Below are 11,399 nucleotides of genomic sequence, written 5' to 3'. Positions count from 1 at the left end.
GGGGGGTACCCCCCGCCGTACCGCGCGCGTGGAGCAGCGGCCGGCACGGCGGAACGCGGTAGTGCGTCGCCGCCGGCCGCACCATCCTCATCGACTTTCCGGGAAGAGAATCACAGACCATGGCGAACTACTCCGCCGCTGACGTCAAGAAGCTCCGCGAGCTCACCGGCGCCGGCATGATGGACTGCAAGAAGGCGCTCGACGAGGCCGAGGGCGACGTGGAGAAGGCCGTCGAGGTCCTCCGCGTCAAGGGCCAGAAGGGCGTGGCCAAGCGCGAGAGCCGCTCCGCGGAGAACGGCGCCGTCGTGGCGCTGGTCGCGGACGACAAGAGCACCGGCGTCCTCGTCGAGCTGAAGTGCGAGACGGACTTCGTCGCGAAGGGCGACAAGTTCCTCGCCGCCGCCAACGCGCTCGCCGAGCACGCCGCCGCGACGAGCCCCGCCGACATCGACACGCTGCTCGGTTCGGAGATCGAGCCGGGCAAGACCGTCCAGGCGTACGTCGACGAGGCCAACGCCAACCTCGGCGAGAAGATCGTCCTCGACCGCTTCGCGCAGTTCTCCGGCGCCTACGTCGCCCACTACCTGCACCGCACCGACCCGGACCTGCCCCCGCAGGTCGGCGTGCTCCTGGAGCTGGACAAGGCGGACGCCGAGACCGGCAAGGACGTTGCGCAGCACATCGCCGCCTTCGGGCCGAAGTACCTCTCCCGCGAGGAGGTCCCCGAGGAGACCGTCGCCAGTGAGCGGCGCATCGCCGAGGAGACCGCGCGCGAGGAGGGCAAGCCGGAGCAGGCCCTGCCGAAGATCGTCGAGGGACGCGTCACGGGCTTCTTCAAGGAGAACGTCCTCCTCGACCAGCCCTTCGCCAAGGACAACAAGAAGTCGGTGGAGAAGGTGCTGGAAGAGGCCGGCGTCGGCGTGAAGCACTTCGCACGCTTCCGGGTCGGTGCCTGACACCTCCGTACACCGCACGCCGGGTGAGGAACGCGACCCGGCTCGGGCCCGGTAGGGTCCGGCACAGGCAGTTGTGACGAGGAGGCCATTGCCGCAGCGAGAACCGCGAGGGTTCACTCGGCAGTGGCCTCCTCGGTATGTGCACGAGGAGAGATCCATGAGCAAGGACAACGGCAACGACAGCGAGGGCCGAAGGCGCTTCCTGCTGAAGCTCTCCGGGGAGGCGTTCGCCGGCGGCGGCGGGCTCGGCGTCGACCCCGACATCGTGCACAAGATGGCTCGGGAGATCGCCTCCGTCGTCTGGGACGGGGCCGAGATCGCCGTGGTGATCGGAGGCGGCAACTTCTTCCGCGGCGCGGAACTCCAGCAGCGCGGCATGGACAGGGCCCGTTCCGACTACATGGGCATGCTCGGCACGGTGATGAACTGCCTGGCCCTCCAGGACTTCCTGGAGAAGGAGGGCATCGACTCCCGCGTGCAGACGGCCATCACCATGGGCCAGGTCGCCGAGCCGTACATCCCGCTGCGTGCCATCCGCCACCTGGAAAAGGGGCGGGTCGTCATCTTCGGGGCCGGCATGGGGATGCCGTACTTCTCGACGGACACCACCGCGGCGCAGCGCGCGCTGGAGATCAACGCCGAGTTGATGCTGATGGGCAAGAACGGCGTCGACGGCGTCTACGACGCGGACCCGGCGAAGAACCCGTCCGCGGCGAGGTACGACTCGCTGGAGTACGCCGAGGTGATCACGCGCGACCTCAAGGTGGCGGACATGACGGCGATCACCCTCTGCCGTGACAACGAACTGCCGATTCTGGTCTTCGAGTTGCTGGCGGAAGGCAATATCGGGCGGGCCGTCAAGGGTGAGAAGATCGGCACCCTGGTGAGCAACCAGGGCATCAGGGCCTGACTCTCCCGCGCTCGTGCGTACCGAACAGTGGTGCGCAGCGGCGGGGCGTCGGGCAACACCGTGGCGTACGAACGGCACGGTACGGGGATGGACAACGGCCTGCCGGTCGGACACCGTGCAGGAATCAGGGCACTGCCGCGCCCGGGGACCCGGACCGGCGGTCAGGCTCATTCATCGAACCAGGAGCACGTGGTGATCGAAGAGACCCTCCTCGAGGCCGAGGAGAAGATGGAGAAGGCGGTCGTGGTCGCCAAGGAGGACTTCGCCGCGATCCGCACCGGCCGTGCGCACCCGGCGATGTTCAACAAGATCGTGGCCGAGTACTACGGCACACCCACGCCCATCAACCAGCTCGCGTCCTTCTCGGTGCCCGAACCGCGTATGGCCGTCGTCACCCCGTTCGACAAGAGCGCGCTGCGCAACATCGAGCAGGCGATCCGCGACTCCGACCTCGGCGTGAACCCGTCCAACGACGGCCACCTCATCCGCGTCGTCTTCCCCGACCTCACCGAGGAGCGGCGGCGTGAGTTCATCAAGGTCGCCAAGGCGAAGGGCGAGGACGCGAAGATCTCGATCCGGAGCATCCGCCGCAAGGCCAAGGAGACGCTCGACAAGGCGGTCAAGGACGGCGAGGTCGGCGAGGACGAGGGCAGGCGCGGCGAGAAGGAGCTCGACGACACGACGTCCAAGCACGTGGCGCAGATCGACGAGCTGCTGAAGAACAAGGAAGCCGAGCTGCTCGAAGTCTGAGCTCCACGTCCGAGGTCGAAGGCTGCAATCAGTGAACGAACCATCCTGGGGAGCGCCGTCTCCGAACGCCGGCTCGTCCGGAGCCGCGGGGCCGTACGCCCCCGGCGTGGGCGGCGGTTCGGCCGAGCCTCGGCACGCTGTGACGCCCGAGGTGCGCGGGGACGAACTCGCCGAGACCCGACCCGCCCCCGCGGTGTCACCGCGGGGCTCCTTCGAGGAGGGCGGCCCGCGGCACGACCGCCCGGAGCCCGGCGGCACCGCTCCGGGGACGCCGTCCGAGGGCGCACCGGAGTCGGCGGCCCCGCACGCGCCTCCGCGCACGCCGGGCGCTTCCCCGCGTCCGGCGGACGTCCCGTCGGCCGGAGCCCCCGCCCCGGCGGGAAGCACGGCGGCGGGCGGACGGGCCGGCTCCGGTGAGGAGACCGCGAAGCCGGCGAGCGAACCGGCGCCGAAGAAGCGCGCAGGCCGGAACCTCGGAGCGGCGATAGGGGTCGGGGTCACCCTCGGTGCGGTGGTGGTCGCCTCGCTCCTGCTCTACAAGCCGGTCTTCGTCGGCGTGATCGTCGTCGCCGTGGTCGTCGGCCTCTGGGAGCTGACCTCTCGGCTGAAGGAACGCAAGGACATCCGGGCGCCGTTGGTCCCGCTCGCCGTGGGCGGGGCCGCGATGGTCGTCGTCGGGTACGCGTGGGGCGCCGAGGCGTCCTGGGTGGCGATGGGGTTCACCGCCCTCGCGGTCCTCGTCTGGCGGATGACGGACTCGCCCACCGAGTACCTGCGGGACGTCACGGCCGGCGTCTTCGCCGCGTTCTACGTCCCCTTCCTCGCCTCGTTCGTGGCCCTGATGCTGGTGCCGGAGGACGGTGCCTGGCGGGTGCTCGTCTTCCTGCTGCTCACGGTGGTCGCCGACACCGGTGCGTACGCGGTGGGTTGGTGGTTCGGCAAGCACAAGCTCGCCCCCAGGATCAGCCCCGGCAAGACGCGTGAGGGGCTCGCCGGCGCCATCGCGTTCGCCATGGCGGCGGGGGCGCTCTGTCTCCAGTTCCTCATCGACGGCGGTACATGGTGGCAGGGGCTGCTGTTGGGCCTCGCGGTGGCGGTGACGGCGACCCTCGGCGACCTGGGCGAGTCCATGATCAAGCGGGACCTCGGCATCAAGGACATGGGCAGCCTCCTCCCGGGCCACGGCGGCATCATGGACCGACTCGACTCGCTCCTCCCGACGGCGCCCGTCGTCTGGGTCCTCCTCGCAGCGTTCGTCGGCACGACCTGAGCTTGCGCCGTCCGCGAGAAGCCCCCTGCCGGCTGAGGGGGCTCCCTTGCGCCTCGTCGGCCCGGGGGACGGGCCGGCGCGCCCCCGCGACACCCGGAGACCGGTGGATTCGCGGGCACTGTCGCCAACTTCCGCCCGTACCAGGGGAGTCGAGCACGCCGGTACGCTCTTCGACCCGGCCCGGCGCGGGCGCCCCGGCGGGCGCGGCTCGCCCGGTGCCGCGTCAAAGGGTGCGCAGGCCCCGATCGGCGAAGGCGATCAGCCACTCGAAGCTCTCGTCGATGTCGGCGCTCCACTGGAAGCCGTTGGCCCCCTGCAGGGTGGCGAAGCCGTGGCAGAGGCTGCGGAGCATGCGCAACGCGTGGTCGACGTCGGATACGTCGAGGTCGTAGCCGCGCAGGACCGCCGTGAACGCGTCGAGCAGCCGCCGGCTCCCCAGGGCCATCGGATCGTCCGGGCCTGACGGCTCCAGGCCGAGCGTCGCGGCGTACCGTCCGGGGTGTTCCAGGACGAAGGTACGGAAGGCGCGCGCCGCGGCCGCCAGGGCGTCCCTGCCCGCACAGCCCTGCACCGCGCTGCCGACGGCATCGGCGAGCTCGGTCAGCGCCAGCGTTGCAATGCGCCGGTTGAGATCGCCCTGGCCGCCGACGTGCTTGTAGAGGGAAGGGGTGCGCACGCCCACTCGTTGCGCGAGCGAACCCATCGTCAGGTTGGCGAGCCCCACCTCGTCGGCGAGGGCTGCACCGGTCGCGACCACCGTCGCACGGTTCAGGCCGGCCCTAGGCACGCACGGCCTCCGACCGGAAGAAGGCGAGCAGGAGCGAAGCCACCTCGTCGGGGAACTGGTCGTGCGGGTAGTGCCCGGCGCCCTCGAGCATCTCGAGTCGGCCGAGGCCGGACGGCAGGGACGCGACGATCGCTGAGCCTTCGGCCTGCGGGTCGGCCCAGTCGGGGTCGAGCGTGCCCATGATCACCAGGACCGGGCGCTCGACGTTGCCGAGCTGGTCGCCGGCGTCGGTCGGTGCGCTGCGGGCCATGCCCTGAAAGGCCTTCATCCGGCCCGGCTCGCGCATCAGGGAGTCGATGCGGCCGAGCCGCTCGTCCCAGTCGGCCGGCTTCACGCCGGGGTAGGCCACGTCGAGGTACGAACGCCAGAGCCGCACGCTGCCGAGCATGCCCGCACCGAGCAGCCGCAGCATGCCCTGCCGCACGCGCTTCACTCGGAGGTCGCCGAGGCCGATCGACTGCTTGCGGGTGAAAGGCGCCAGCTCGACAACTGCGGTGACCAGCGAGGGTTCTTGCGCCGCCGCGATGGTGGCGGCGCCGCCGGAGATCGAGTGGCCGACGAGCAGGGCCGGACCGCCCAGGTGACGGATGACGGCGAGGAGGTCGCCCGCGAGGGCGGTGCGGCTCCAGGCCGGCCAGTCGACGCCGGACTCGCCGCTGCCCCGCAGGTCGACGGCGGCGATCCGGTACCCGGCCTCCACCAGCGCGGGGATCACGGCGCGGTAGGCGTCGCGGCTGTCGCCCATGCCGTGGGCGAGAACGATGAGCGGCCCGGAACCGGTCACCTCGTAGGCGATGGTGCCGCCGTCGACGGAAAGGTACTCGGTCATGGCTTCCCCCTTGGTTAATGGCGTTAGCTACAAGCTAATGGCTTTAACTATGACGGTCAATCGTGCAGCGAGAAGGCCGGCCAACGAGCCCGCGTCGACCGGCCGTCGGGGGAAGCCGACGCCGCGGGGTGCTCACGGCCCGCGCGACGCCGGCCAGGGGCACTCTCCCCCGTCTGCCACACTGGAACGGTTATGCCTGCACCCGGAGAACTCACCTTCGTCGCGCCGCGCGGCGCCAAGAAGCCGCCGCGGCACCTTGCCGATCTGACGCCGCAGGAGCGCCGCGAGGCGGTCGCCGAGATCGGTGAGAAGCCGTTCCGCGCCAAGCAGCTCTCGCAGCACTACTTCGGACGGCTGGCGCACCGGCCCGAGGAGTGGACGGACATCCCGGCTGCCGCGCGCGGAAGGCTTGCCGAGGAGCTGCTGCCGGAGCTGATGAGTGTGGTACGCCACATCAGCTGCGACGACGACGCGACGCGCAAGACGCTCTGGCGCCTGCACGACGGCACCCTCGTCGAGTCGGTGCTGATGCGTTACCCGGACCGCGTCACCATGTGCGTGAGCTCGCAGGCCGGTTGCGGCATGAACTGCCCCTTCTGCGCGACGGGCCAGGCCGGTCTCGACCGCAACCTGTCGACGGCCGAGATCGTCCACCAGATCGTCGACGGCGCCAGGGCGCTGCGTGACGGGGAGGTCGCGGGCGGTTCGGCGCGGCTCTCCAACATCGTCTTCATGGGGATGGGCGAGCCGCTCGCCAACTACAAGCGGGTGCTCGGCGCGATCCGCCGGCTCACCGACCCGGCGCCCGACGGGCTGGGGATCTCCCAGCGCGGCATCACCGTCTCGACCGTCGGCCTCGTGCCGGCGATGCACCGCTTCGCCGACGAGGGGTTGAGCTGCCGGCTCGCCGTCTCGCTCCACGCCCCCGACGACGAGCTGCGCAACACCCTCGTCCCCGTCAACACCCGCTGGACGGTCCGCGAGGTGCTCGACGCGGCCTGGCGGTACGCCGACGTGTCGGGGCGGCGCGTCTCGATCGAGTACGCGCTGATCCGCGACATCAACGACCAGGGGTGGCGCGCCGATCTGCTCGGCCGGCTCCTGAAGGGCAGGCGGGCGCACGTGAACCTGATCCCGCTCAACCCGACGCCCGGTTCCAAGTGGACGGCGTCGCGTCCCGAGGACGAGGCGGAGTTCGTGCGCGCGCTGGAGACGCACGGGGTGCCGGTGACCGTTCGCGACACCAGGGGTCAGGAGATCGACGGCGCCTGCGGGCAGTTGGCGGCGAGCCAACGCTGAGTGAGGCGTTCGGACTCGGTGTTAGGGTTCGAACGTACACACTCCATCCGACAGGGGAGCGCCCCAGGCGCTGAGAGTGCGGACGTGCACACGTCCGCAGACCCTCGAACCTCGCCCGGGTCATGCCGGGTAGGAAGTCGAAGACATCAGATGCACAGGTATGTCCGGCGCGCAGCCGCGGCCTCCACTGCTCTCGCCCTCTCACTCCTCGCGGCCTGCGGTGCGGGCTCGGGGGACGACGGCAAGACGGTGCGGCTCGTCACCCACGACTCGTTCAACGTCTCCAAGAGCGTCCTGAAGAAGTTCACCGAGCGGACCGGTTACGAGGTCGAGGTGGTCAGCGGCGGTGACGCGGGAGCCATGGTCAACCAGGCGGCGCTCAACAAGGGCAACCCGCAGGGGGACGTCCTCTTCGGCGTCGACACCGCTCTTCTCTCCCGGGCTCTGGACCAGGAGATCTTCACGCCGTACCGGGCGAAGGACCTGGAGAAGGTCCCCGAGCGCTACCGAGCAGACGACAGGAACCGGGTGACCCCTGTCGACTCGGGCGAGATCTGCGTCAACTACGACCGGAAGTACTTCGCCGAGAAGGATCTCGAACCCCCGCGCACCCTCGACGACCTGACGAAGCCCGCCTACCGGGACCTGCTCGTCACCGAGAACGCCGCCACCTCCTCGCCGGGCCTCGGCTTCCTCCTCGCCACCGTCGAGGAGTACGGCGAGGACGGCTGGAAGGGCTACTGGAAAAAGCTCCGCGCCAACGGTGTCGAGGTCGTGGACGGTTGGGAGCAGGCGTACAACGACCGCTTCTCCGGCTCGCGCGGAGGCAAGGGCGAGGGCGACAGGCCGCTCGTCGTCTCGTACGCGTCGAGCCCGCCGGTCGAGGTGGTCGACGCTGAACCGAAGCCGAAGCAGGCGCCGACAGGCGTGGCAAGCGAAACCTGCTTCCGGCAGGTCGAGTTCGCGGGCCTGCTCGACGGTGCGGAGAACGCCGAGGGCGGACGGGAGCTGCTGGACTTCCTCCTCAGCAAGGAGTTCCAGGAGGACATGCCGCTCCAGATGTTCGTCAACCCCGTACGCGAGGACGCGCGGTTGCCCGAGCTCTTCACCCGGTACGGGGAGCAGGCGAAGGACCCGGCGACGATGGCGCCCGAGCGGATCGCCGACAACCGTGAGCAGTGGGTCAAGGCATGGACCTCGCTCGTCGTGAAGTAGCCCGGGACAGCAGCCGGTTCGCGTCGGGGAATCTCGTGCGGCTCGGTCTGATGGCCGTTCCCTTCGCCTTCTTCGGGCTCTTCTTCGCCTACCCGGTGGCGGCGATCGTCGGCCGCGGGCTGCGGCCCGAAGGGACCTGGGCGTTCTCGGTACTGGGTGAGGTGCTCGCAGACCCGGCGATCGGACGGGTGCTGTGGTTCACGCTCTGGCAGGCAGCGGCCTCGACCGCGCTGACGCTGGCGCTCGGCGTGCCCGCGGCGTACGTCTTCGCACGGTTGGAGTTCCCCGGGAAGCGGCTGTTGCGCGCGGTGCTGGTGATCCCGTTCGTGCTGCCGACCGTCGTCGCCGGCTCGGCCTTCCTGGCGCTGCTCGGCCGCGGCGGTGTGCTCGACGGTCTCTTCGGGGTGCGGCTCGACACGAGCGTCTGGGCGATCCTCGTCGCCCACGTCTTCTTCAACCTCGCGGTGGTCGTCCGCACGGTGGGCGGCCTGTGGGCGCAGCTCGACCCGCGGCAGGAGGAGGCCGCGAGAGTGCTCGGCGCCGGCCGGGCCGCGGCGTGGCGGCGTGTGGTGCTGCCCGCGCTCGCACCGTCGATCGGGGCCGCCTCGCTGATCGTCTTCCTCTTCACGTTCACCTCCTTCGGCATCGTGCAGATCCTCGGGGGGCCGCGGTACGCGACGCTGGAGGTGGAGATCTACCGGCAGACCGCGGACCTCTTCCAGCTCCCGACGGCCGCTGTCCTCACCCTCCTCCAGCTCCTCGTCGTCGCCGCCCTCCTCGCCTGGCACGCGCGGACGGTACGGAGGCGCGAGTCGACGCTGAGCCTGGTGCCGGCCGAGCAGACGGCGCACCCTCCGCGGGGCCGCGGGCAGTGGGCGCTGCTCTGGGCGGTGCTCGGGGTGGTGGGCGTACTGGTGGTCGCACCGCTCGCGGTCCTCGTCGAGCGTTCGTTCAACACTCCCGACGGCTACGGCCTCACCTTCTACCGGCAGCTCTTCACCGACGCGGGGAACACCACCTTCCCCGTGCCCCCGATCGCCGCCGTCGGCAACTCCCTTGCCTACGCCGCCGCCGCGACGGTGCTGGCGCTCGTCGTCGGCGGCCTTGCGGCCACGGCGCTCACGGTGCGCAGGGGTGCAGGCGGCCCCGGCCGGCTGGTGCGCGGGTTCGACGCGCTGCTCATGCTTCCGCTGGGGACCTCCGCCGTCACGGTCGGGTTCGGCTTCCTCGTCGCGCTCGACGAACCGCCGCTCGACCTGCGGGAGAGCTGGCTGCTCGTGCCGCTAGCGCAGGCGCTCGTCGGGGTGCCCTTCGTCGTCCGCACGCTGCTGCCCGTGCTGCGCGCGGTCGACGTGCGCCTGCGGGAGTCCGCCGCCGTCCTGGGGGCCTCGCCGCTGCGGGTCTGGCGGGAGGTGGACCTTCCCATGGTGGGCCGCTCGGCGGCGGTCGCGGCCGGGTTCGCCTTCGCGGTCTCGTTCGGCGAGTTCGGTGCCACGGTCTTCCTCGCGCGTCCGGACGCGCCGACGCTGCCGGTCGCGGTCGCCCGGTTCCTCGGGCGCGCGGGCGAGGCCAACTACGGTCAGGCGATGGCGCTCAGCACCCTCCTCATGGTGGTCTGCGGAGCCACTCTGCTGGTGCTCGAGCGCGTACGCACGCACAGCGCAGGGGAGTTCTGATGCTCGAGCTCGACGGGGTGACGGTCCGTTTCGGCACACGCGCGGCGCTGCAGGAGGTGCAACTCGCCGTCGCCGAACGGGAGATCGTCTGCGTACTGGGGCCGAGCGGCAGTGGGAAGTCGACGCTGCTGCGCGTCGTCGCCGGGCTCCAGGAGCCCGAGTCCGGCGCCGTCCGGCTGGCCGGGCAGGACCAGGCGCGCGTGCCCGTGCACCGCAGGGGCGTCGGCTTGATGTTCCAGGACCAGCAGCTCTTCCCGCAGCGGGACGTCGGCGGGAACGTGGCTTTCGGGCTGCGTATGCACGGCGTCCCCGCCGAGCGCCGCGCGCGGAGGGTGGCCGAACTCCTGGACGCCGTCGGCCTGCCGGGCGCCGAGCGCAGGGCCGTCGCCTCCCTCTCGGGGGGCGAGCAGCAGCGGGTCGCGCTCGCCAGGGCGCTCGCTCCGCAGCCGCGGCTGCTCATGCTCGACGAGCCGCTCGGCCAGCTCGACCGCGGCCTGCGCGAGCGGCTGACGCGTGAACTCCGGCGGATCTTCACCGAGTTGGGCACCACCGCCCTCGCGGTCACGCACGACCAGTCGGAGGCGTTCGCGCTCGCGGGCCGGGTGGTCGTGATGGAGGAGGGCCGTATCGCCCAGCAGGGCACGCCGCTCGAGGTCTGGAGACAGCCCGCTTCGGAGTTCGTCGCGCGCTTCCTCGGCTTCGAGAACGTCGTCACCGCGACCGTGCACGGCGACGGCGTCGCCACTCCGTGGGGGAAGGCACCCGCCCCTGCCGACTGGCCCGACGGCGAGGTCCGGTTGCTCGTCCGCCCCACCGGGGTGCGCCTCGGCCCGGCCGAGGCCGGGCTGCGGTGCACGGTGGAGGCGCGGACGTTCCGCGGAGGGAGCGGCTCGACGGTGGCACTGCTGCTGCGCCCGGCCGGCGACGGGCCGCCGCTCGAAGCGTCGTGCCCGCTGGGCGAGGCGCCCGAGGAGGGCGACGTCGTCGGCGCGACCCTCGACCCGGACGAACTGGTACTCCTCGGCGGGGCGTGAGCGCCGCTCAGCCGAAGGGCAGCGCGGCGAGGACGCCGACCCCCCAGGCGAGCGCGGCCAGCAAGCCGAGGAAGAGCAACGCCCGTACGGCGAAGGCGCGTCGAAGCGTGCGCCGGGGCACGCCCAAGCGGAAGAGCGCGGCATTGGCGTGCGCACGTCCCGAGCGCGCCTCGACGAGCGCGGTGAGGGCGCTGGCGACGATGCAGTAGACGACGAGCCCGGCACCCAGCGCCGTCAACGGACCCGAGATCCGCCCCAGCGCGGCGGGCAGCGAACCGTGCACCTCGGCCGCTGCGACGGCACCGGCGACGACGCCGCAGACGAGTCCGAGCGGCTGCCCGACGCTGCGCGCCTCTCCATGCAAGGCCCGCCCGGCGAGCAGCCGCAGCGCGCCTGGACGCCACGACGCGAGGAGCCGCCCGCAGAGTTGGGCGAGTCCCGGCGCCACGACGGCCAGCCCCAGCACGATCAGCACCCACCCCCCGACGACGCCGACGAGCACCGCCCGCGCACCGGTGGCGCTCCGCCCCGCGTACACCTCGACCGACAGCCCGGCGGCGAGCGCCGCGACCCCCCACAGGAGCCCGGCGAGGTACGGGACGGCTTCCGCGCCGGCGGCGCCGCGCGGGAGGGAACCGGCGCCGAAGGCCGGCCCGGAGTCGGGGCGCGGGAA

General features: G+C 71.6%; 10 protein-coding genes and 1 pseudogene. 8 read left to right on the top strand and 3 right to left on the bottom strand.

Going from position 1 to position 11,399, the window contains the following annotated elements; all coding sequences use genetic code 11:
* Positions 1–119: 119 nt before the first annotated feature.
* The 4 genes from tsf (at position 120) to UWG_RS0124635 (ending at position 3,886) form a co-directional block, all read left to right on the top strand.
* Positions 120–956, top strand: a complete 837-nt coding sequence (tsf, locus tag UWG_RS0124650; protein ID WP_016909867.1) for a translation elongation factor Ts — start codon at positions 120–122, stop codon at positions 954–956.
* A 157-nt stretch (positions 957–1,113) separates the two neighbouring features.
* A complete protein-coding gene (gene pyrH / locus UWG_RS0124645; protein ID WP_016909866.1) occupies positions 1,114–1,866 on the top strand; it encodes a UMP kinase in 753 nt (250 codons plus the stop codon).
* A gap of 192 nt (positions 1,867–2,058) precedes the next feature.
* Positions 2,059–2,616, top strand: coding sequence for a ribosome recycling factor (frr, locus tag UWG_RS0124640; RefSeq protein WP_016909865.1), 558 nt, complete (start codon positions 2,059–2,061; stop codon positions 2,614–2,616).
* A 31-nt stretch (positions 2,617–2,647) separates the two neighbouring features.
* Complete coding sequence (locus UWG_RS0124635) at positions 2,648–3,886, top strand: phosphatidate cytidylyltransferase (protein ID WP_193386477.1); 1,239 nt, start codon at positions 2,648–2,650, stop codon at positions 3,884–3,886.
* A gap of 223 nt (positions 3,887–4,109) precedes the next feature.
* Here UWG_RS0124635 and UWG_RS0124630 read toward each other — a convergent pair whose 3' ends face one another.
* Positions 4,110–4,643, bottom strand: a complete 534-nt coding sequence (locus tag UWG_RS0124630; protein ID WP_016909863.1) for a TetR/AcrR family transcriptional regulator — start codon at positions 4,641–4,643, stop codon at positions 4,110–4,112.
* 22 nt (positions 4,644–4,665) lie between these two features.
* A complete protein-coding gene (locus tag UWG_RS0124625; protein WP_016909862.1) occupies positions 4,666–5,502 on the bottom strand; it encodes an alpha/beta fold hydrolase in 837 nt (278 codons plus the stop codon).
* 192 nt (positions 5,503–5,694) lie between these two features.
* Between UWG_RS0124625 and rlmN the strand changes: the two genes are divergently transcribed.
* From rlmN to UWG_RS0124605, 4 genes are all read left to right on the top strand, one after another.
* Positions 5,695–6,801: a dual-specificity RNA methyltransferase RlmN gene (rlmN, locus tag UWG_RS0124620; RefSeq protein WP_016909861.1), complete on the top strand. Its 1,107-nt coding sequence runs from the start codon at positions 5,695–5,697 to the stop codon at positions 6,799–6,801.
* Positions 6,802–6,951: 150 nt separating this feature from the next.
* Positions 6,952–8,016, top strand: a complete 1,065-nt coding sequence (locus tag UWG_RS0124615; protein WP_016909860.1) for a thiamine ABC transporter substrate-binding protein — start codon at positions 6,952–6,954, stop codon at positions 8,014–8,016.
* Positions 7,992–9,692, top strand: a complete 1,701-nt coding sequence (locus UWG_RS0124610; protein ID WP_193386476.1) for an ABC transporter permease — start codon at positions 7,992–7,994, stop codon at positions 9,690–9,692. Before UWG_RS0124615 ends, UWG_RS0124610 begins: the two co-directional genes overlap by 25 nt.
* Positions 9,692–10,726: an ABC transporter ATP-binding protein gene (locus tag UWG_RS0124605; RefSeq protein WP_016909858.1), complete on the top strand. Its 1,035-nt coding sequence runs from the start codon at positions 9,692–9,694 to the stop codon at positions 10,724–10,726. The genes UWG_RS0124610 and UWG_RS0124605 overlap by 1 nt, the downstream gene beginning before the upstream one ends.
* A 7-nt stretch (positions 10,727–10,733) precedes the next feature.
* On the opposite strand, the pseudogene UWG_RS0124600 reads toward UWG_RS0124605, so the two are convergent.
* Positions 10,734–11,399: pseudogene (locus tag UWG_RS0124600) on the bottom strand (hypothetical protein); the annotation flags it as partial.

This window comes from Streptomyces xiaopingdaonensis (assembly GCF_000262345.1).
Taxonomy (GTDB): Bacteria; Actinomycetota; Actinomycetes; order Streptomycetales; family Streptomycetaceae; genus Streptomyces; species Streptomyces xiaopingdaonensis.
The sequence above is the reverse complement of the archived record's forward strand: the minus strand, read 5'-3'. Positions and strand labels throughout refer to the sequence as shown.

Coding starts and splice junctions, on each gene's coding strand:
- tsf (WP_016909867.1), top strand. CDS start 120: ATGGCGAACTACTCCGCCGCTGACGTCAAGAAGCTCCGCGAGCTCACC.
- pyrH (WP_016909866.1), top strand. CDS start 1,114: ATGAGCAAGGACAACGGCAACGACAGCGAGGGCCGAAGGCGCTTCCTG.
- UWG_RS0124625 (WP_016909862.1), bottom strand. CDS start 5,502: ATGACCGAGTACCTTTCCGTCGACGGCGGCACCATCGCCTACGAGGTG.
- rlmN (WP_016909861.1), top strand. CDS start 5,695: ATGCCTGCACCCGGAGAACTCACCTTCGTCGCGCCGCGCGGCGCCAAG.
- UWG_RS0124615 (WP_016909860.1), top strand. CDS start 6,952: ATGCACAGGTATGTCCGGCGCGCAGCCGCGGCCTCCACTGCTCTCGCC.
- UWG_RS0124610 (WP_193386476.1), top strand. CDS start 7,992: ATGGACCTCGCTCGTCGTGAAGTAGCCCGGGACAGCAGCCGGTTCGCG.
- UWG_RS0124605 (WP_016909858.1), top strand. CDS start 9,692: ATGCTCGAGCTCGACGGGGTGACGGTCCGTTTCGGCACACGCGCGGCG.